The 19,253-nt window shown below is 73.7% G+C and carries 18 protein-coding genes; 6 read left to right on the plus strand and 12 right to left on the minus strand.

Annotation, left to right across the window (positions count from 1 at the left end; genetic code table 11):
- The coding region (locus ACME2J_RS04925; protein ID WP_495543762.1) for a helix-turn-helix transcriptional regulator at positions 1-421 on the plus strand (421 nt) is incomplete at its 5' end.
- A gap of 415 nt (positions 422-836) precedes the next feature.
- On the opposite strand, the gene ACME2J_RS04930 is transcribed toward ACME2J_RS04925, so the two are convergent.
- From ACME2J_RS04930 to ACME2J_RS04945, 4 genes are all read right to left on the minus strand, one after another.
- Positions 837-1,886, minus strand: a complete 1,050-nt coding sequence (locus tag ACME2J_RS04930; protein WP_495543763.1) for a hypothetical protein — start codon at positions 1,884-1,886, stop codon at positions 837-839.
- A complete protein-coding gene (locus ACME2J_RS04935) occupies positions 1,886-2,926 on the minus strand; it encodes a hypothetical protein (RefSeq protein ID WP_495543764.1) in 1,041 nt (346 codons plus the stop codon). The genes ACME2J_RS04930 and ACME2J_RS04935 overlap by 1 nt, the downstream gene beginning before the upstream one ends.
- Positions 2,927-3,008: 82 nt before the next feature.
- Entirely contained in the window at positions 3,009-4,490 is a 1,482-nt protein-coding gene (locus tag ACME2J_RS04940; protein ID WP_495543765.1) for a cytochrome P450, read from the minus strand.
- A 51-nt stretch (positions 4,491-4,541) separates the two neighbouring features.
- Positions 4,542-5,711, minus strand: a complete 1,170-nt coding sequence (locus ACME2J_RS04945) for an MmgE/PrpD family protein (RefSeq protein ID WP_495543766.1) — start codon at positions 5,709-5,711, stop codon at positions 4,542-4,544.
- A gap of 157 nt (positions 5,712-5,868) precedes the next feature.
- Between ACME2J_RS04945 and ACME2J_RS04950 the strand changes: the two genes are divergently transcribed.
- Positions 5,869-7,353 carry a serine hydrolase domain-containing protein gene (locus tag ACME2J_RS04950; protein WP_495543767.1) on the plus strand — a complete coding sequence of 495 codons (1,485 nt, stop codon included), beginning with the start codon at positions 5,869-5,871 and terminating at the stop codon, positions 7,351-7,353.
- On the opposite strand, the gene ACME2J_RS04955 is transcribed toward ACME2J_RS04950, so the two are convergent.
- Both ACME2J_RS04955 and ACME2J_RS04960 read right to left on the minus strand, forming a co-directional pair.
- Positions 7,292-7,699 (minus strand): hypothetical protein, encoded by a 408-nt coding sequence (locus ACME2J_RS04955; RefSeq protein WP_495543768.1) that lies wholly within the window; start codon positions 7,697-7,699, stop codon positions 7,292-7,294. The genes ACME2J_RS04950 and ACME2J_RS04955 overlap by 62 nt on opposite strands.
- Before the next feature lie 56 nt (positions 7,700-7,755).
- The gene (locus tag ACME2J_RS04960; protein ID WP_495543769.1) at positions 7,756-8,436 is read right to left on the minus strand and encodes a hypothetical protein; all 681 of its coding nucleotides are present in this window, start codon (positions 8,434-8,436) and stop codon (positions 7,756-7,758) included.
- Between the two features lie 238 nt (positions 8,437-8,674).
- Here ACME2J_RS04960 and ACME2J_RS04965 point away from each other — a divergent pair, with 238 nt between their 5' ends.
- Positions 8,675-10,294 carry a putative manganese-dependent inorganic diphosphatase gene (locus ACME2J_RS04965; protein ID WP_495543770.1) on the plus strand — a complete coding sequence of 540 codons (1,620 nt, stop codon included), beginning with the start codon at positions 8,675-8,677 and terminating at the stop codon, positions 10,292-10,294.
- Between the two features lie 46 nt (positions 10,295-10,340).
- On the opposite strand, the gene ACME2J_RS04970 is transcribed toward ACME2J_RS04965, so the two are convergent.
- The 4 genes from ACME2J_RS04970 to ACME2J_RS04985 form a co-directional block, all read right to left on the minus strand.
- Complete coding sequence (locus ACME2J_RS04970; protein WP_495543771.1) at positions 10,341-11,861, minus strand: acyl-CoA carboxylase subunit beta; 1,521 nt, start codon at positions 11,859-11,861, stop codon at positions 10,341-10,343.
- Positions 11,858-13,693 (minus strand): acetyl/propionyl/methylcrotonyl-CoA carboxylase subunit alpha, encoded by a 1,836-nt coding sequence (locus ACME2J_RS04975; RefSeq protein ID WP_495543772.1) that lies wholly within the window; start codon positions 13,691-13,693, stop codon positions 11,858-11,860. Before ACME2J_RS04975 ends, ACME2J_RS04970 begins: the two co-directional genes overlap by 4 nt.
- Before the next feature lie 17 nt (positions 13,694-13,710).
- Positions 13,711-14,859 (minus strand): acyl-CoA dehydrogenase family protein, encoded by a 1,149-nt coding sequence (locus ACME2J_RS04980; RefSeq protein ID WP_495543848.1) that lies wholly within the window; start codon positions 14,857-14,859, stop codon positions 13,711-13,713.
- Positions 14,860-15,072: 213 nt separating this feature from the next.
- On the minus strand, positions 15,073-15,633 hold the full coding sequence (locus ACME2J_RS04985; RefSeq protein ID WP_495543773.1) for a YceI family protein: 561 nt from the start codon (positions 15,631-15,633) through the stop codon (positions 15,073-15,075).
- A gap of 421 nt (positions 15,634-16,054) precedes the next feature.
- Between ACME2J_RS04985 and ACME2J_RS04990 the strand changes: the two genes are divergently transcribed.
- A complete protein-coding gene (locus ACME2J_RS04990) occupies positions 16,055-16,576 on the plus strand; it encodes a hypothetical protein (RefSeq protein WP_495543774.1) in 522 nt (173 codons plus the stop codon).
- A gap of 71 nt (positions 16,577-16,647) precedes the next feature.
- Here ACME2J_RS04990 and ACME2J_RS04995 read toward each other — a convergent pair whose 3' ends face one another.
- Complete coding sequence (locus ACME2J_RS04995; protein WP_495543775.1) at positions 16,648-17,004, minus strand: DsrE family protein; 357 nt, start codon at positions 17,002-17,004, stop codon at positions 16,648-16,650.
- 151 nt (positions 17,005-17,155) lie between these two features.
- On the opposite strand from ACME2J_RS04995, the gene ACME2J_RS05000 reads away from it, so the two are divergent.
- Both ACME2J_RS05000 and ACME2J_RS05005 read left to right on the plus strand, forming a co-directional pair.
- Positions 17,156-18,565: a dihydrolipoyl dehydrogenase family protein gene (locus ACME2J_RS05000; protein ID WP_495543776.1), complete on the plus strand. Its 1,410-nt coding sequence runs from the start codon at positions 17,156-17,158 to the stop codon at positions 18,563-18,565.
- Positions 18,552-19,001: a glutaredoxin domain-containing protein gene (locus ACME2J_RS05005; protein WP_495543777.1), complete on the plus strand. Its 450-nt coding sequence runs from the start codon at positions 18,552-18,554 to the stop codon at positions 18,999-19,001. Before ACME2J_RS05000 ends, ACME2J_RS05005 begins: the two co-directional genes overlap by 14 nt.
- Here ACME2J_RS05005 and nrtS read toward each other — a convergent pair.
- A complete protein-coding gene (gene nrtS / locus ACME2J_RS05010) occupies positions 18,976-19,209 on the minus strand; it encodes a nitrate/nitrite transporter NrtS (protein ID WP_495543778.1) in 234 nt (77 codons plus the stop codon). The genes ACME2J_RS05005 and nrtS overlap by 26 nt on opposite strands.
- Between the last annotated feature and the right edge of the window lie 44 nt (positions 19,210-19,253).

A 19,253-nucleotide genomic window follows, 5' to 3' on the forward strand; every position in this document is an offset into this window, starting at 1 on the left:
CCTCCGGGCGGCGCTCGACGTCCTCGCGGGCTCGGACGCGCACCTCGAGCGCGCGCGCGTCCTCTGCGAGCTCGGCGGCGACGAGCGCCGCCGCCACCGGCTCCCTGCCGCGCGCGACACCCTGCGCGAGGCGCTCGACATCGCGCATCGCCTCGGAGCGGATGCGCTCGCACGCCGGGCGGAGCAGGAGCTGCGCGCCGCGGCGGGGCGCCCCCGGCGGGCGCGGTCGACCGGCCCCGCCGGCCTCACGCCGCGCGAGCGCGAGCTGTGCGCGCTCGCCGCCGCCGGGCGGACGAACCGCGAGATCGCCGAGGACCTCTTCCTCACGACGAAGACCGTCGAGACCCACCTGCGCAGCGCCTACCGGAAGCTCGGCGTGAGGAGTCGCGGCGAGCTGCCGAAGGCGCTCGTGACCGAGTGAGGGCGGGCGTGCCGGTCGGTGCTAAACCCAGGGTGGGTACCCTGACGATTCGACCTTGCTGTGAGCGTACGGTCGGTGGTCGAGGTCCGTCGCGCGCTGTCGTCGCGACAAGCTCCTTGGACGCTCGGCAGGGGAAGGGGTCCGCGACGCTGCGCATCGGACGCAGCCGCCGTCGTGCCCCAGGAGAGAGAGCCCCATGCGCACCACCGAGAAGAGTCAGATCGACCGTGTCGGTGACCTGCTCCGCCGTGACCGCGCCCGTCGTGCGCGTGCTCGCGCCGCCGCGCTCGCCGGCGACGGGCTGGAGCGCCGCGAGAGGCGGGTCCCCGGCGGGCCGCGACCGCGCCCGGGCGGCTGGACGGAGCCGAAGCGACGCTGAGTCGCCCGGGGCAGCGTGCGCCCGGGCCGCGGCGCGTCAGCGCTGCGGCTCGGGCGCCTCGATGCGCTCGAAGTCGGGCTCGGTCGTGATGACGAGTGGGCACTCGGCGTCCGCTGGTGCCTCGTCGGGCGGAAGCTCCGGCTCGCAGCCGCCGAGCGTCTCCGTCGCGAGCGAGCGCCACTGGCGCCGCCCGTTCCAGGCCCAGCCGGCGAGCTGGCTCGAGCCGGCGGCGCGTCCGTAGGCGCCGGTGCGGATCTGGTGCCGGTAGGCGCCGCCGACGCCGCGCGTCGTGCATCCGCCGGGGTCGCCGAAGCACGTGATGTACCAGGCGACGCCGCCGTCGGCGAAAGACGGCGCGAGGGCGCCCTGGCCGCCGAGGCCGCTCGTGAAGTGCTGGAGCTGCCGCGTGCGCGTCCGGTCGACGGTCGTGAGGCGGACCTCGTTCTGGCCGAACCCGGCGGAGTTGTCGACCCGGTAGGTCCATGTCTGGCCGACCCAGCGGCCCCAGAGCTCGAGGTCACCGACGGTCGGCCGCTCGATGGGCCGGCACGGATCGGCCTCGAGCGCGACGCAGCGCTCGTCGGGGAGGTCCGCGAGGCGGTCCGAGGGCCGGGAGCGCGGTGCGATGAGCTCCTTCGTGTACGGCACGTCCTTCTCGTCGTAGCGGCGTGCGAAGGCGACGCGTCCGCGCCAGACGGTGGGCGAGTGCTCGTCGTGGCCGCGCGTGTTCGCGTTGTCGACCGGGCGCAGGTCGGCACCGGATCGGAGGTCGAGGACGTAGAGGTCGCATGAGCCGCGGCAGAGCGACATGATCGCCTGGGGCTCGCCGTTGGAGTTCGAGCCGACGTCGGCGTCGAAGCGCGTCGCCTGCGGTGGGACCTGCGGGAGGTCGGCGAGCATCCCGTCGCGATGGACGGCGAGCCGGAAGGCCGAACCGTCCCAGCGCGAGAACAGCGCGACGCCCGCGTGCTCGCGCACCTCCGTCGAGCGCGTGAGGGGGAGGATCGTCTGCGCGGAGGCGATGGCCGACGTCGCGAGGGTCACACCAGCCGCGAGGAGGACGAGCAGCGCGCGGCGCGGGCGCATCACTCCTGCGGCTCGGGCGCCTCGATGCGCTCGAAGTCGGGCTCGGTCGTGATCGTGAGCGGGCAGATCTGCTCGGCCGGCGGCTGCGGCGGGTTCGGCTCGCACCCTCCGAGCGACTCGGTCGAGAGGGAGCGCCACTGCAGCTCGCCGTCCCACGCCCAGCCGAGGAGCTGCGAGCGGTCGAAGGCGCGCGCGTAGTCGCCGGAGGAGATGCGGTAGCGATATGCGCCGCCGAGGCCGCGCGTCGTGCAGCCGCCGGGATCGCCGAAGCAGGTGACGTACCACGCCATCGCGCCGTCCGCGAACGACGTCGCGGTCGTCCCCTGGCCGCCGATGCCGCTGGTGAAGAACTGGACCTGCCGCGTCCTCGTCCGGTCGATCGTGGTGAGGCGGACCTCGTTCTGGCCGAACCCGGGGGAGCTGTCGACCGAGTAGGTCCACGTCTGGCCGACCCAGCGGCCCCACAGCTCGAGCGACGAGATGCGCGCGTCCTCGATCGCCCGGCACGTCGGCGGGTCGATCGCGATGCAGCGATCGTCGGGGAGGTCCGCGAGGCGGTCCGAGGGCCGGGAGCGCGGTGCGATGAGCTCCTTCGTGTAGGGCACGTCCTTGTCGGCGTAGCGGCGGGCGAACGCGATGCGACCGCGCCACACGCTCGGGGCCCGCTCGTCGTGGCCGCGCGTGTTCGCGTTGTTGACCGGGCGCAGGTCGGCGCCGGGTTCGAGGTCGAGGACGTAGAGGTCGCACGAGCCGCGGCAGAGCGAGACGATCGCCTGCGGCTCGCCCTTCGAGTTCGATCCGATGTCGAAGTCGAAGCGCGTCGCCTGCGCCGGGACCTGCGGGAGGTCGGCGAGGACCCCGTCGCGGTAGACGGCGAGCCGGTAGGCGGAGCCGTCCCAGCGCGAGAACAGCGCGATGCCCGCGTGCTCGCGCACCTCGGTCGAGCGGTCGAGCGGGAGGACGGTCTGCGCGCGGACCGCGGACGGGAGGAGGAGCGAGATGCCGACGAGGAGCGCGGAGGCGAAGAGGGCGAAGCGCATGACCCCCGAGTGCCCGGGCGCCGAGAACTCGAATCGTGCCCGTGGGCGACACGATCCGAGTTCTCGCCGCGCGGCAGTGCGCTCAGCCCCGCGTCACCGCCGGCGCGCCCTCGCGCTTGCGGGCCTGCATCGGGATGCCGTGCAGCGGGCGGACCGTCACCGTCGGGTCGAAGACGATCTTCGAGCCCGGGACGAAGTCGAAGCGGTAGCGCTGGGCGATCATCGCCGCGAGGATCGTCGCGTTCATCATCGCGAAGCCCTGGCCGACGCAGATGCGACGACCGCCGCCGAACGGGAGGAACGCGAAGCGCGGGATCTCCTTCGCCGCGTCGCCGATCCAGCGGCGCGGGTCGTAGCCGGACGGGTTCGGCCAGACCTTCGGGTCGTGGTGGGTCGACCAGATCGAGACCAGGACGAGCGTGCCCGCGCAGACGCGGTAGCCGCCGATGACGTCGTCTTCGACCGGCACGCGCTGGACGTGCCAGACGGGCGGGACGATGCGCATCGCCTCCTGGAAGCAGGCGGTGGTCCACGGGAGCCGGTCGACGTCCTCGGCCGTCGGGGGACGGCCGCCGAGGACCTCGTCGACCTCCTCCTCGAGGCGCTCGCGCGCCCACGGGTTCTGCGACAGGAGGTAGGTCATCCACGCGAGGCCGTGAGCGGTCGTCTCGTGGCCGGCGGCGACGAACGTCATGAGCTCGTCGAGGACCTGCTCGCGGTCCATCACCTTCCCGGTCTCCTCGTCCTCGGTCTCCATGAGGAGGCGCAGGAGGTCGTCGCGGTCGCCGTGCCCGTTCTGCAGGCGGTCGTCGATGATCGCGCGGCCGATGCCGGTGAGGACGCCGGCGCTCTGCATGCCGCGCCGCCAGCGGCGCGGGTTCGTCACCTTCGCGGCGGTCTGGATGTCCATGCCCGGGGCGTACTGCCCGATGGTGACGCTCGCCGACCGGCCGACCGCCCCCGCCTCGTGGAGGACGCTGCCGAGCGCCTGGCCGAACGCGCTCGCGTGGTCGCTGAAGTCGTGGCCGACGAGGGCGCGGCCGACGGTGTCGAGGCCGATGTGGAGGATCTCCTCGCTCACCTCGACGGTGCGGCCGTCCGCCCATGTCGCCTCCCACTCGTCGAGGGCGTCAGAGGCGGCGGCGGCCATGTGGTCGGCGAAGGGGACGAGGTGGCGCTTCGCGAACATCGGCTGGACGAGCCGGCGCTGGCGCTGCCACAGCTCGCCCTCGCTCGTCACGAGGCCCTTGCCGAGGACCGGCTCGAGCAGCTCGTACTGGTTGGACTTCTCGTAGTTGTCCTGGTTGGCGACGAGGACGTGGCGCACCGCCTCCGGACCGCGGACGACGACGACCTTCTGCTTCGGCGTGTCGAGGAGCGCGACGTCGCCGTAGCGGCGGCCCATCTCCTCGAGGAACTCGAGCGGCCCCTCCTGGGTCCGGATGCGCAGCAGCCAGCGTCCGACGGCGCGGCCCCGGGGGCCGGGGGGCAGAGGCGCCGTCGCGGGGTCGGGAGCCGGGGGGCGACCCGTCGTTGCGGCGGGCGGGGTCGTGACGTCCGTCATCTCGCTTCTCCTCGTGTCGTACGCGACAGGACGGAAGGTACAGATATGTACCTACGTTTGTGTAGTTCCCGTCACGCTCGCGCTCGACACCGATGTGAGGACGTCGGCGGCCGGACGCGACGGATCGTCCAGGAGACCGTCGACGCGTCCGCCCGAGAGCTCGCGCACCTTCGCGGCGAGCGCCGGGGCGTCGAGCGGCCGCTGCGGCGAGCCGAGCGCGGCCTCGACGCGCGCGACCTCGCGCCCGCTCGCGTCGAACATGCGCGCCTCGGACTCCAGGAGACCGTCGTCGGTCTCGACGACGACCTTGCGGGCATCGGCGCGGACCTCGTCGTCGACGTCGTCGAAGGCCGCGAGGCCGGGGACGCCGCGCCGCAGCGCGAAGGCCGCGAGGTACGGGATCGAGAACTTCGCCTCGAGGCCGGTCGTCACGTCGTCGAGCGCCGCGGCCCGCCGCGACACCGGATGGACGACGACCGTGAGCGCTTCCCCGGCCGCGACGGCGGCCGACTCGCGGGCGACGAGGGCGCCCTCGATCGCTCCGTGCGTCTGGAGGCAGCACGGGTACGCCTTGATCCACATCTCCTCGAAGGCCGACGGCGCCTGCCCGCCGCCCGGAGCGGCGAACGTGGCGGCGAAGGCCTCCTCGAAGCCCGCCGGACCCGTCTCGATGCGCGCGGCGTCGACCTGCGCCCCGGCGGCGGCGAGCCGCGCGGCGCGGACGCCCGCGGCGGCGGCGAGGCCCACCTGCAGCGACTTGCCGTCGGACCCGAACGCCGCCCGCAGTCCCCCCGCGCGGAGAAGCGCCAGGGCGGAGGCGGTCCGCGTGTCGGCGCCGAGGAGCCGCGCGGCGGCGACCGCGGCGCCCACGACGCCCGTCACCGCGGTCGGGTGCCAGCCGCCGTCGTAGAGCGCCGGGTGCGAGGCGCGGGCGAGGGCGCCCATCGCCTCGACGCCCTCGCGGTAGGCGTCGAGCATCGCAGCGACGTCCGCCTCGGCGTCGGCCGCGACCGCGACGGCCGCGGGCGCGACGGGGGCGCTGAGGTGCGCGAGCCCCGGGAGGTAGGTGTCGTCGAAGTCGAGGACGTGGCCCGCGGTGCCGAGCCAGGCGACGCGTCCCTCGAGCGAGTCCGCGACGGCGGCGGCGGCGCGCGCGGCGGGCTCCGTCGCGCCGCGGACGGCGCAGGCGGCCCAGTCGGCGAGGCACGCGGCAGGTTCCATGCCCCCATGATGCCGCGGCCGCGGAGTCGAACGCCATCTCTCGGCGTCAGGGCGGCGAGCCGGTGTCCGGCGGGGCCCCGCGCACCCGGGCGAACCACGTCCGGTGATGCGGCTTGATGCGGATGGATCGCCGGCGAGCGGGTGATGAGATGGCCGCGTGCGTTCCGCCCTCCTCGCGCTCTGCGCCGCGCTCACCGTCGCCGCGCCGGCGGCCGCCCTCGCCCATGAGCCCTCGCCGCCGACGCCGGCGCTCCTCGCCGAGCTCGACGAGGTGCTCGACGACCGCCGGGACGCGAGCGACGTCCCCGGGCTGTCGGTCGCGGTCGCGACCGCGGACGGCGTCATCCACGGCGCCGGCTTCGGCGAGGCGGACGAGGACGGGCGCGCCGTCACGGCCGACACGCCGTTCGTCACGGGGTCGAGCGGCAAGGCGTTCACCGCGCTCGCGGTGATGCAGCTCGCCGACGACGGCAGCGTCGACCTCGACGCGCCGGTGCGGCGCTACGTCCCCGAGCTGCGCCTCGCCGACGCCGACGCCGCCGACGCGATCACCGTGCGCCACGTCGTGCGGCACACGAGCGGGATCCCCGCCGGCGCGGGAGGGCCCGTCCTCGCCTCCGCACAGGACGGCACGCCGCTCGAGGCGGTCGCCGAGGTGTCGGACGAGTCGCTCGTGAGCGAGCCGGGGGCCGAGTTCCACTACTCCAACGTCAACTTCGTCCTCGCCGGGCTCGTCGTCGAGCGGGCATCGGGGATGCGGTTCGCCGACCACATGGAGCGCCGCGTCTTCGAGCCGCTCGGCATGACGCGGACCGCGACGGCGCTCCCCGACGGCGTCGCCACGGGCTCGCGCTACTGGTTCGGGATCCCACGCTGGCACGGACCGACCTTCCGCCCCGGGCTGCAGGCCGCGGGCTACTACGTCTCCACGGCGCGGGACATGGCGCGCTTCGCCAGGCTGTTCCTCACCGAAGGCGTCGTCGACGGCGAGCGGATCGTCTCGACGCGCGGCCTCCGCGAGCTCATGGCGCCCGGCCGCGACGCCGAGCTCGGGCCGTGGGCGGAGGGGGCCGAGGCGCGCTACGCGATGGGGTGGTTCGTCGGCGGGCCGTGGGACGCGCCGGTCGTCTTCCATCCGGGCAACACCCCGGACTCGAGCTCGATGCTCGCGGTCGTCCACCGCGAGGGCGTCGCCGTCGCGGTGATGACGAACGTGAGCAACGAGCTCCCCCTCCCGGGCAATCCGAGCGTGCCCGACCGGCTCGGCGCGACCGCGGTCGACGTCCTCCTCGGCGAGGAGGTGGGAGGGACGAGCGCGACGACGTTCTACGCGGTGTTCGACGCGATCGTGCTCATCGTGCTCGCGCTCCTCGCCGTCGCCCTCGTGCGCGCGGTCCGGCGGCTGCGCGCCGCCGAGGCGCCGGAGGGGCATCGGCGGCGACGGTCGGCCTCCGCGGCTGCGCTCGTCCTCGGCGGCATCGTCATCGCGCTCGCCCCGGCGATGACCGTGGGCTGGTCGGCGAGCTGGCTGTGGGCGCCGGACCTCACGCTCGTCCTGCTCGTGACGGGCGTGCTCGTCCTCACGATCGGGGTGCTGCGGATCGCGACGCTCGGCGCCGCGTCACGGCGGGCCCGGCCGTGAGCCACAGGAGCACGAGCGGCCACGTCCGCCCGCGCCGGATGTCGTAGTCGGCGAGCATCTCGTCCCAGGAGAGCTTCCCGACGACCCGCCCGAGCGTGAACTCGAACGCGACGGTGAGGACGAGCCACGCCGATCCGACACGGAGCGCCTCCCCGTCCGAGCGCAGCGGCCAGCGCCGCTGCAGCACGCGGAAGTAGAGCGCGAACGCCCCGATCGCGGTCGCCGTCGAGACCTGGTGGCGCACGGGCTCGGGCATGCCCTGCCCGAGCACCTTCTCGCGCGCGATCCCGTTGGCGACGCCGATGCCGGCGCCGCCGAGCCACGCCTGGATCCACCGGCGGGTCATGGGGGAAGGGTAGTGGCGAGGGCGTGCAGCTCCGCCCGCCCGCGCCGCTCTGCGGGTCAGCGCGCGCGGGCCTGCACGCGCTTCCGGATGTTGAGGAGCTGCCGGCGCTGCATGCCGAAGTGGATCGGGTGCCAGACGAGCTCGAGCATCAGGCGCGCGGCGAGGCTCTCGTGCCACCCCCGCACCCGGGTGAGGAGGCGCGTGCGGGTCTCGTCGATCGGCTCGAGGACGAAGGTCCAGCTCATGGAGCCCGTCTCTTCGCCGAGGACGAGCGCACGCTCGGGCTCGATGCCGCGGACGATGAAGCCGTCGTCCGCTGTCGGCGTCCATGGAAGGACGTCCCCGACCTCGAGGTGCTGGAACTCGGGGACGATCCGGTCGGCGCTCGGGACGCCGCCGTTGTCGAGACCGTCGTAGCTGTAGACGCCGGCGCGCCTGCACCCCGCCTGGACGAGCCACGGCCAGATGTCGCTCGGCCGGCCGTGGATCGTGATGCCGTTGGTCCACTGGACCTTCGCCGGCACGATCTCGTCGCCGGGCAGCGGCCGGCGAGCCTCGTCGCCGAGGGGCCGCACCGGGCGCCGCGACCAGCGACCGGTGACGATCACCGCCGCGAGCCGTATGCCGTCGCGGAGGCGGTTGACGAGCGACGGATCGCCGCCGCGCAGCCAGCGCCATCCGATCTCCCAGTTCTCACGCCGGGTCCGGGACTGCTGCTCCATGCCTGTCGCGGTCATCGAGGTCACCTCGGTTCCTCGTCGGAGGCGCCTCCCGTCGCAGCGTGGAACCCGCAGCGTGGAACCGCGACCCGTGCGGCGCATCGGGGAGGACCGCGGATGCACCCTCAGGGGTTCTCCGCAAGGCCCGCGAGCAGCACGGTGGCCCGCCGCCCACGCCTCCGCCTGCATCCTGGCCGTCACCTCTGCCGGGGAGCACCCGGTCCGCGCGCGCAGTTCGCGATGATCCCGCCCGCACATGTCGACGATCTACGTCAGCGGCCACCGCAACCCCGATACCGACTCCATCGCCTCAGCCGTCGCCTACGCCGAGCTCTGCGCGCGTCTCGACGACGCGCACACCTACGAGCCCGTCCGCCTCGGAGACCTGAACGCGCAGTCGCGGTGGGTGCTCGAGAGAGCGGGCGCGAGAGAGCCGGACCTGCTCGAGCACGTGATGCTGCGGGTGCGCGACGTCATGCAGCGCGACTTCTACGTCGCCGGCAGCGACGACTCGGTGCGCGACGTGGGCCTCGCGATGGCGCAGCGCCGCCTCGACGTCGTGCCGATCGTCGACGACGAGAAGCGACTCGTCGGCGTCCTCACCGAGCGGGCGCTCGCCCGCCGGTACATCCGCGAGTCGCGCGAGGCCTCGACCCTCGTCGACACCCCCACCCGGGTCGACGCGATCGCCTCGGCGGTCGAGGGCGAGATCCTCGTGAGCGACGGGCCGCTCGTGTCCGGGCGCGTCTGGGTCTTCGCGATGGACTCGCGCTGGGCCGACAGCGGGATCGGCGCCGGCGACGTCGTCGTCGTCGGGAACCGGGAGGACGCGCAGCGGCGCGCGCTCGAGGCGGGCGTCGCGCTGCTCATCGTCTCCAACGGCGTCTCTCCCGAGGAGGCCATCCTCGAGGAGGCCCGCGCGCGGGGGACGGGCGTCATCAGCTCGCCGCTCGACAGCTACGTGTGCGGCCGCATGACGACGCTCTCCGCGCCGTGCAGCGTCCTCATGGACCGCGAGCCGCTGCAGGTGGGCGGGGACGACCTCGTCACGGACGTCACCGAGCTCATCAAGGACGTCCACTACCGGGCCGCCGTCTGCGTCGACCACCGCGGTCGGCCCGAGGGCCTCGTCACCCGCTCGGATCTCGTGAACCCGACGCCGCGCGACGTCATCCTCGTCGACCACGCCGAGATGGCCCAGAGCGTGCCGGGCGTCGAGCAGGCGCACATCGTCGAGATCCTCGACCACCACCACATCGGCTCGATCGAGACGCGGCTCCCGGTCCGGGCGACGTTCGACCCGGTCGGGTCGACGTCGACGCTCGTCGTCGAGCGCTTCCGCCGCGCCGGCGAGGCCCCGTCCGCCGCCGCGGGCACCCTGCTCCTCGGCGGGATCCTCTCCGACACCGTCATCCTCACCTCGCCGACGATGACGTCCCGCGACCGCGAGGCCGCCGTCTACCTCGCGGAGCTCGTCGGCCTCGACCTCGAGACGTTCGGGCGCGAGATGTTCGAGAACGGCTCCGACGTCCGCGAGGCCTCCGCCGAGCAGCTCGTGCGACAGGACGCGAAGGGCTACGAGCTCACCTCGGGCACGATGGTCATCTCCCAGCTCGAGGTCGTCGGCAGCGTCCTCGACGACCGCATCCCCGAGCTGCTCGACGCCCTCCGCGAGGCCCAGAAGGCCGAGGGGCACGTCCTGCGCGCCCTCATGCTCACCGACATCGTCGCCCAGGAGACGCGGCTCCTCCTCGCCGGCGACACCGCGCCCGTCGAGCGCGCGCTCCCGCAGGACGTCGTCGACGGCGTCGTCCACATGCCCGGCGTGATGAGCCGCAAGAAGCAGGTCGCGCCGCTGCTCCTCGGCGCCTTCTGACCGGCGGGGGCGGGGCCGGCGGGCCGGCCCCGCTGCGCCGGACCGCCTACATCCGGAAGATGCCGAAGCCCGGGTCGCCGAGCGGGGCGTGGCCGCAGGCGGTGAGCGCGCGCGAGAGCACCGTCCGCGTCTCGCGCGGGTCGATGACGCCGTCGTCCCACACGCGGGCGGTCGAGTACCACGGCTTCCCCTGGTGCTCGTACTGCTCGCGGAGCTGCTCGCCGACCTCGGGCTGGCCGACCTCGGTCATGACGACGCCGGCCTGCTCGCCGCCCATGACGCTGATCCGCGCGTTCGGCCACATGAAGAGGAACCGCGGCGAGTACGCGCGACCGCACATGCCGTAGTTGCCGGCGCCGTAGGAGCCGCCGATGATCGTCGTGATCTTCGGGACCCGCGCGCACGACACGGCGGTGACGAGCTTCGCGCCGTCCTTCGCGATCCCGCCCGCCTCGTAGTCCTTGCCGACCATGAAGCCGGTGATGTTCTGGAAGAAGAGCAGCGGGATGCCGCGGCGGTCGCACAGCTCGATGAAGTGCGCGCCCTTGAGCGCGGACTCGCTGAAGAGGATCCCGTTGTTGGCGAGGATGCCGACCGGGTGGCCGTCGACGTGCGCGAAGGCGCAGACGAGCGTCTCGCCGTAGAGCTGCTTGAACTCCTGCAGCTCGCCGCCGTCGACGACGCACCGCAGCACGTCGCGCACGTCGTAGGGCGTGCGGCCGTCGAGCGGGACGATGTCGAAGATCTCGTCGGGGTCCCGCCCCGGGGGCCGCGACTCGCGCCGCTCCCACGGGGGCGCCGGGGCCGGCGGCAGGGTGTCGACGATCCCGCGGACGATCTCGAGCGCGTGCTCGTCGTCGTCGGCGAGGTGGTCGACGACGCCGCTCGTGCGCGCGTGGACGTCGCCACCGCCGAGCTCCTCCGCGGTCACCTCCTCGCCGGTCGCCGCCTTCACGAGCGGCGGTCCGCCGAGGAAGATCGTCCCCTGCTCGCGCACGATGACCGTCTCGTCGCTCATCGCCGGGACGTAGGCGCCGCCGGCGGTGCACGAGCCCATGACGCACGCGATCTGCGGGATCGCGACCTCGGACATCGTCGCCTGGTTGAAGAAGATGCGACCGAAGTGCTCGCGGTCGGGGAAGACCTCGTCCTGCGCCGGGAGGAACGCCCCGCCCGAGTCGACGAGGTAGATGCAGGGCAGCCGGTTCTTGAGCGCGACCTCCTGGGCCCGGAGGTGCTTCTTCACCGTGATCGGGTAGTAGGTGCCGCCCTTCACCGTGGCGTCGTTGGCGACGACGACGACCTGGCGGCCCTGGACGGTCGCGATCCCGGTGACGACGCCCGCGCTCGGCGCCCCGCCGTCGTACATCTCCTCGGCGGCGAGCGGCGAGAGCTCGAAGAAGGGCGCGCCCGGATCGGAGAGTCGTCGCACGCGGTCGCGGGCGAGGAGCTTGCCGCGCGAGACGTGGCGCTCACGGGCCTTCTCGCCGCCGCCCGCACGTGCCCGCGCGAGGCGCTCGCGCAGCTCGGCGGAGAGCTCGAGGTGCCCGTCCCGGGGCGCGCTCACGACTCCACCACCGCGACGAGCGGCTGCTTGACGGCGACCTTGTCGCCCTCGCGCAGCGAGAGGCCCTCGACCGTCCCGGGCCAGGGCGCGGTGATCTGCAGCTCCATCTTCATCGACTCGAGCACGAGCAGCACGTCTCCTTCCTCGACGCTGTCGCCGTCGGCGACGCGCACCTGCAACACGGTCCCCGGCATCGGGGCCTCGAGCGACCCGGCCGGCAGCGACGAGCCGGACCGGTCGGCCCGCACCGTCCGGGTGGCGAGCTGGTAGCCGTCGCGCGCGGCGAGCAGCAGGTCCTCGTCCCACCAGGTCGCGTAGCGCCGCGTCACCCCGTCGATCTCGACGAGGACGTCGCCGTCACCGAGATCGCGGATGAGCTCGGCCTCCCACGCGTGCTCGCCCACGACGACGCGTCCGTCGTCGACGTGGATCTCGCCCTCGTCGACGTGGCGCCACCAGAGGCCCTCGGGGTGCGCGCTCCCCGCGGCAGCGACGGCGGCGGCGGGGAGGAGGTCGGCGGGGACGGTCGTCGCCTCGTCGTCGTCGCTCGCGAGGACGCGCTCGAGGAGCCCGGTGTCCTGCACGCCGTCGCGGACGTCCTCGCGGCGCAGGAGCGCCCGCGTGAAGGCGGCGTTCGTCGTCACGCCGAGCACCTCGAGGCCGCTGAGCGCTCGGTCGAGCCGGCCGATCGCGGTCGCCCGGTCGGGGCCGTGCGCGATGACCTTCGCGAGCATCGGGTCGAACGCGGTGCCGACCTCGACGCCCTCGCGGACGCCGGAGTCGACGCGGACTCCGTCGCCGGAGGGCTCGCGCCAGCGGCGCAGCACGCCGGTCGCCGGGAGGAAGCCCGCGGCCGGGTCCTCGGCGTACAGGCGCGCCTCGATCGCGTGCCCGCGGGGCACGAGCTCGTCCTGGGCGAGCGCGAGCCGCTCGCCCGACGCGACCCGGAGCTGCTGCTCGACGAGGTCGACCCCGTAGACGAGCTCGGTGACGGGGTGCTCGACCTGCAGCCGCGTGTTCATCTCGAGGAAGAAGAACTCGGAGCCGTCGGCGGGCGCGATGAACTCGACGGTGCCTGCGCCCGTGTAGTCGCAGGCGCGCGCGAGCGCGACCGCGGCCTCGCCCATCTCCGCGCGCATCGCCTCGTCGACGACGGGGGAGGGCGCCTCCTCGACGACCTTCTGGTGGCGGCGCTGCAGCGAGCACTCGCGCTCGCCGACGTGGAGCACGGTGCCGTGCGCGTCGGCGAGCACCTGCACCTCGATGTGGCGGGGGCGCTCGAGGTAGCGCTCGATGATGACCCGGTCGTCGCCGAACGCGGCCTTCGCCTCGCGCTGCGCCGCCGCCGTCGCCTCCTCGAGCTCGCCCTCCGCCTGCACGACGCGCATGCCCTTGCCGCCCCCGCCGGCGACCGCCTTCACGACGACGGGGAAGCCGCCCTCCGTCCCCTCGGGGACGACCGGCACGCCGGCGGCCGAGGCCGCCTCCTTCGCGCGGCCCTTGTCGCCCATGAGCTCGATCGCGCCGGCCGGCGGGCCGATCCAGGTGAGGCCGGCGTCGACGACCGCCTGCGCGAACGCGGCGTTCTCGCTGAGGAAGCCGTAGCCGGGGTGGACCGAGTCGGCGTCGCTGAGCGCGGCGGCGCGCAGGATCTCCTCGGCGTCGAGGTACGAGCCGATGCGCACCGCGGCGTCGCAGGCCTGCACGTGCGGCGCCCCGGCGTCGGCGTCGGTGAAGACGGCGACGCTGCGGCGCCCCGTCGCGTGGACGGTGCGGGCGATCCGCGCGGCGATCTCGCCGCGGTTCGCGATGAGGACGACCTCGACCGGCATGGCGGGACCCTCTCAGGTCACGCGCCGAGGGCGCGAGCGATGACCATCTGCTGGACCTCGTCGGTGCCCTCGCCGATCGTGAGGATCTTCGCGTCGCGGTACATGCGGCACACCGGGTACTCCTCGATGTAGCCGTAGCCGCCGTGGATCTGGACGGCCTCCTCCGCGGCGCGGACCGCGAGGCGGCCGGTCTTCAGCTTCGCCTGCGCGGCGGTGAGCGTGAAGTTGCGCCCCTGGTCCTTCTCCCAGGCGGCCTTGTAGGTGAGGAGGCGCGCCCCCTCGATCTCGGTCGCGATGTCCGCGAGCTTCGCCTGGATCGTCTGGAACTTCGAGATCGACCTGCCGAACGCCTTGCGCTCGTTCGCGTAGGCGAGCGCCTCGTCGAGGGCGCCCTGGGCGAGACCGACGCCCATCGCGGCGACGCCGATGCGCCCGATGTCGAGGATGTGGAGGAACTGCTTGAAGCCGGCGCCGCGCGGCCCGAGGAGGTTCTCCTCCGGGACCCGGCAGTCCGTGAACGTGAGCGGGCGCGTGTCCGAGGCGTTCCAGCCCATCTTCCGGTAGGGCTCGCCCTGCTCGTAGCCGGGCGCGTCCTTGGGGACGATGATGTTCGAGATCTCCTTCGAGCCGTCGTCGTGCGTGCCCGTGACGGCGGTGATCGCGACGTGGCCGGAGATGTCGGTCCCCGCGTTGGTGATGAACTGCTTCGCGCCGTTGATGACGAAGTCGCCGTTCTCCTGCGCGGCGCGCGTCTGGACGTTGCCGGCGTCGGAGCCCGCCTCGGGCTCGGTGAGGCCGAACGCCCCGAGCTTGCGCCCCGCGCAGAGGTCGGGGAGCAGCTCCTGCTTCTGCTGGTCGTTGCCGAAGAGGTAGACCGGCTGCGTGCCGAGCGACGTGTGCGCGCACATCGTGATCGCGACCGACGAGTCGATCCGCGCGAGCTCCTCGACGGCGATCGCGTACTGCAGCGAGCTGCCGCCGGAGCCTCCGACCTCCTCGGGGAACGGGATGCCCATCCACCCGAGCTCGCCCATCTTCTCCACGAGCTCGTAGGGGAAGAGCTTCTCCTTGTCGAGGTGCTCGGCCGCCGGGGCGACCTCGCCCTCCGCGAACTCGCGCACGGTGCGGCGCAGGAGCTCGGTCTCGTCGTCGAGGTCGAAGTGCATGCTCATGATGCCTCTCTCACGATACCGAATGGCCATTCGAATTTCGAGGGGCGATTCGGAACAGGGGCAGTTGCCGACGTGCGTCGGTCGCCACCGCCGCCGCGCGACTCGCCGAGAGCCGCCGCCGCGGCGCGAATGCGCTGCCTCGGTGGTGGTCAGACCTGCTCCGGGCCCGCGAGAAGCGGGCTCCGGGCGATCAGCGAGACGTTCTCGTCAGGGGGACGGCACCGCGGTCAGCTCGAGCTCGAGCTCGGCGGCATCCCCGACGATCATCTCGAAGGGCTGGGGCGGCCGGATCTCGAAGTCGTGGCGGTCGACCGTCGTCTCGGCGTGCACGTGCAGGTGGTCGTCGTGCTGGTGGATCGTGCAGTCGACGACGACCTCTCGCGACGTCCCGTGGACCGACAGCCGACCCCGCATCCGCATGCTCCCGTCGTCCGCGGGCGTGATCTCGTGGGCGTCGAACCGGATCTCTGGATGGCGCGCCGCGTCGAGGAACTGGGAGGACCGCAGGTGGGCGTCCCGTGGGGGCATGCGGGTGCTCACGCTCGCGGTCTCGATCGAGAGGTGCGCGGCGATCGGCCGCCCCTGGGCGTCGAGGTCGATCGTTCCGTCCAACGCGCGAAAGCGTCCGCGGACGGGCCAGAAGCCCATCTTCTTGACGAGGAAGGACGCGCGGGACGCCTCTCCGTCCAGCCGGTACCGGCCGGTCGGCGGCGCCTGCCCGTCGGGGCCATGGGAGGTGGTCGGGGCGGACTGCCGCTGGCTTGCCATGCGAGCTCTCCTCGTCGGTTCGATGGTGTGCGTCTTCGACTCGGACCCGGCTGCGGTCGGGAAGGGTTCAGACCCGCGCCTCGGCCCGGTCGATCGCCACGCGGCGTGGATCGCTGAACCGTCGCTTCCGGCCCGGGGTCCCACGGTGATGCGCGGTCCTCGCAACGAGATCCGACGGTTCCTCTGGTCGCTCGCGTTCTTCGCGTCGACGGTCGGCGTCGTCCTCCTCGTCGGGCTCTACCACTGAGCCGCGAGCGCAGCCGGCGCTGGTCGCCCGGCACCCTCCGCCGCGCCCTCGGTGAATCGCACCCGCGGACGTGGGGTCACACCGGTGGGACGACACCGGCGAGCGCGTGTTCCTGCAGGTCCATGCCGGGCAGCGCGTTCGTGTCAACGCCGACGGACGGAGGAGGCGCAGGACATGTCACGACCCACACCGATCGGAGCGGTTCTCCGCGGGCTGGCGGCGGGGGCCGCGGGCACCGCGGCGATGACCGTCTGGCAGGAGGCCTCGGTGAAGCTGCAGAGCGCTGAGGCCGACTCCGACCCCGGTTCCGACGCCGGCGGAGTGCAGGCGGAGAGCGACCCCTGGGAGCAGGCGTCGGCCCCCGCGCACGTCGCGCGCAAGATCCTCGGCGGCGTCTTCGACCGGGAGGTCTCCGCCGACAGGATCGGCCTCCTCACCCACGTGATGCACTGGGGGTACGGGACCGCCTGGGGCTCCGTCTACGGGCTCGTGCAGGGCTCCAGGGAAGACCGAGCGATCAAGGACGCCCTCGCGTTCGGGACGGGGGTCTGGGCGATGTCGTACGTGCAGCTCGTGCCCATGGGCCTCTCCAAGCCGCCGTGGAAGTACCCGGCGAAGGACATGGCGATGGAGCTGTCGTACCACCTCGTCTACGGCGCAGGGGTCGCTGCGGCATACGCGGCGATGGACGGCTGACCGCTGGCGGGCAGGTCGATCCGAGGGAACGCGCGGACCGCATCCGTGCTCCCGGCGACCGGCAAGTCACCTCAGAACGTGAGGATCTCGTACCCGTCGGCCATGAGATCGCGGATGCTCGGGTGGCCCTTGTACTCGTCGAGCAGGGGGATTCCCGCCTCCTCGATCTCCTCCTTGACGCCGTAGGCCCGCGCGCAGTAGACGCAGGCGCCCCGGACGCGGTCGCGAACATCCGCGAGAAGGCGGTGGTACTTCTGGTCCTCGTCCATCAGCACGGGCACCCAGCGGGTTCCGGCGCCGTCGAAGACGACGATCGCCTCGTCGCCGGCTTCCTTGAACTCCTTCGCGGTCGTGAGCGCGTTCGCCATCCGGCCCGTTCCTTCCGGGGTCTCGGAGTCGGCGAGCAGGATGATGGCGGCCTTCGGCATGAGTCGGTCTCCTCGGTGGGGTCCACGGATGCGACCCGGTCTCCGGCCGCGGCGATTCACGAACCCGTCCTGAATCGATCGCACGGGCGGCGCGGTCCGACTCCCGACCGTCGCCACACCGTGTGGTGGCCAGAGGCTCAGGAGAAGACCCATGGAACGAGAGCTCGACGTCATCGTCATCGGAGCGGGACCGGCCGGCGAGGTGCTCGCCGGACGGCTCGCCGAACGCGGCGGCCGGAGGGTCGCGATCGTCGAGCGCGAGCTCGTCGGCGGCGAGTGCTCCTTCTACGCCTGCATGCCCTCGAAGGCCCTCCTGCGCGCGGGCGAGCTGCTCCGCGAGGTCGGCCGGGTGCCGGGCGTCGCGCACCTCGCGGACGCCGGCCTCGACGTCGGCGCCGTCCTGTCGCGGCGCGACGAGGTCGTCGCCGGACACGACGACGCGGGCCAGGTGCCGTGGCTCGAGTCCCGCGGGATCGAGCTCGTCCGCGGCGAGGGCCGGCTCGTCGGCGAGCGCCGCGTCGCGGTCGGCGACGAGGTCCTCGTCGCGCGGGAGGCGGTCGTCGTCGCCGTCGGCACCGGTGCCCTCCTGCCGCCGATCCCGGGGCTCGCGGACGTCGAGGCGTGGACGAACCGCGAGGCGACGACCGCGGCGGCCGTCCCGCCGCGGCTCGCGATCCTCGGCGGCGGCGTCGTCGGGGTCGAGATGGCGCAGGCGTGGACGTCGCTCGGATCGTCGGTGACCGTCGTCGAGGCCGCCGGCGATCTCCTCCCGCGCGAGGAGCCGTTCGCCGGCGCCGCCGTCCGCGAGGCGCTCGTCGCCTCGGGGGCCGACGTGAGGACCGGCGTGCGGGCGACCGCGGTCCGGCGCGAGGGCGACGGCGTCGCGGTCGAGCTCGGCGACGGGACGGAGGTCACGGCCGACCGCCTCCTCGTCGCGATCGGGCGGCGCCCGCTCACCGACGGTCTCGGCCTCGAGGCGGTCGGGGTCGTGCCGTCGGGGCCGCTCGAGGTGGACGACGAGCTGCGGGTCGGGGGCAGCTCCTGGCTCTACGCGGTCGGCGACGTCAACGGGCGCTCGATGCTCACCCACTCCGCGAAGTACCAGGCGCGCATCGCCGCCGACGTCATCCTCGGTGAGGGGGCGGCCGCGACGGCCGACGGCCCGGGCGCGCCGCGTGTCGTCTTCACCGACCCGCAGGTGGCCGCGATCGGGCTCACGCTCGACGACGCGCAGGCCGACGGCCGCCCGGTCGTCGCGATCGACCTGCCCACGGGCGGGACCGCCGGCGCGTCCTTCCACGGACGCGGCGCGGCGGGGACGACCCGCGTGGTCATCGACACCGACCGCGACGTCCTCGTCGGCGCGACGTTCGTCGGCCCCGAGGTCGCCGAGCTGCTCCACGCCGCGACGATCGCGATCATCGGGGAGGTGCCGCTCGCACGCCTCGCCCACGCCCTCCCCGCGTTCCCCACGCGCAGCGAGCTGTGGCTGAAGCTGCTCGAGGCCTACGAGGCCGATGGCGGGTCGCTCCACGCGAGGGGTGCGCGTGCCGCGGCGTGAGGCCGGCGAGGACCCGCGCGTCGTCGTCCACGTCCTCAGCGGCTGCGTGCACTGCCACCGCGCGCGCTCGCTGCTGCGCCGGCGCGGCATCGAGCACGACGTGCGGTCGGGGGACGGGGTGCCCGGATTCCGGGCGGCGCTCGCCGAGCGGACCGCCGGCGCGACCGTCCCCCAGATCGTCATCGACGGCACCCCGATCGGCGGGGCCTCGGACCTCGCGCGCCTCGACCGGCGCGGGGTGCTGCGCGTGCTCGCCGAGGGGGGCGCGTTCCCCGCCGTCGTCGCACGGCGACGGCGGCTGCGGCCGCGGGCGTCGCGATGGGTCGCCGAGCGCCTCGCCGTCGACGGCCGCGTGCTCGAGCGAGCGATCGGTCCGGACGAGGAGGCCGCGCGCGCGGCTCTCGGCGCGGTCACGACGTCGCCGGACGCCCGCTGAGGAGCCCCAGGTTCGACACGATGAACGGGACGATGAAGTTGAGCGCGCAGCGGACCCAGGTCGCGGCCGTCGCGTCACCGGAGGCGATGATCTCGCCCTGGTTGATGAGCGTGAGCACCAGCCCGACGACGATCGCGATGCGGACGGTGCGGCGGAGGTGCTCGGGGCGAGCGCAGTAGCGGACGGAGTCGCGGAGCTCGGTCGGCATCGCTCGGACTCTCCCACGCCGGTCGCGCGCCATCGCTGAATCGT

The sequence above is a fragment of the Paraconexibacter sp. genome (genome assembly GCF_059438195.1).

What these genes read in the sequence shown, in the direction of transcription:
- ACME2J_RS04930 (WP_495543763.1), bottom strand. Translation starts at nt 1,886, where the DNA reads ATGCGCCCGCGCCGCGCGCTGCTCGTCCTCCTCGCGGCTGGTGTGACC.
- ACME2J_RS04935 (WP_495543764.1), bottom strand. Translation starts at nt 2,926, where the DNA reads ATGCGCTTCGCCCTCTTCGCCTCCGCGCTCCTCGTCGGCATCTCGCTC.
- ACME2J_RS04940 (WP_495543765.1), bottom strand. Translation starts at nt 4,490, where the DNA reads ATGACGGACGTCACGACCCCGCCCGCCGCAACGACGGGTCGCCCCCCG.
- ACME2J_RS04945 (WP_495543766.1), bottom strand. Translation starts at nt 5,711, where the DNA reads ATGGAACCTGCCGCGTGCCTCGCCGACTGGGCCGCCTGCGCCGTCCGC.
- ACME2J_RS04955 (WP_495543768.1), bottom strand. Translation starts at nt 7,699, where the DNA reads ATGACCCGCCGGTGGATCCAGGCGTGGCTCGGCGGCGCCGGCATCGGC.
- ACME2J_RS04960 (WP_495543769.1), bottom strand. Translation starts at nt 8,436, where the DNA reads ATGACCGCGACAGGCATGGAGCAGCAGTCCCGGACCCGGCGTGAGAAC.
- ACME2J_RS04965 (WP_495543770.1), top strand. Translation starts at nt 8,675, where the DNA reads ATGTCGACGATCTACGTCAGCGGCCACCGCAACCCCGATACCGACTCC.
- ACME2J_RS04975 (WP_495543772.1), bottom strand. Translation starts at nt 13,693, where the DNA reads ATGCCGGTCGAGGTCGTCCTCATCGCGAACCGCGGCGAGATCGCCGCG.
- ACME2J_RS04980 (WP_495543848.1), bottom strand. Translation starts at nt 14,859, where the DNA reads ATGCACTTCGACCTCGACGACGAGACCGAGCTCCTGCGCCGCACCGTG.
- ACME2J_RS04985 (WP_495543773.1), bottom strand. Translation starts at nt 15,633, where the DNA reads ATGGCAAGCCAGCGGCAGTCCGCCCCGACCACCTCCCATGGCCCCGAC.
- ACME2J_RS04990 (WP_495543774.1), top strand. Translation starts at nt 16,055, where the DNA reads ATGTCACGACCCACACCGATCGGAGCGGTTCTCCGCGGGCTGGCGGCG.
- ACME2J_RS04995 (WP_495543775.1), bottom strand. Translation starts at nt 17,004, where the DNA reads ATGCCGAAGGCCGCCATCATCCTGCTCGCCGACTCCGAGACCCCGGAA.
- ACME2J_RS05000 (WP_495543776.1), top strand. Translation starts at nt 17,156, where the DNA reads ATGGAACGAGAGCTCGACGTCATCGTCATCGGAGCGGGACCGGCCGGC.
- nrtS (WP_495543778.1), bottom strand. Translation starts at nt 19,209, where the DNA reads ATGCCGACCGAGCTCCGCGACTCCGTCCGCTACTGCGCTCGCCCCGAG.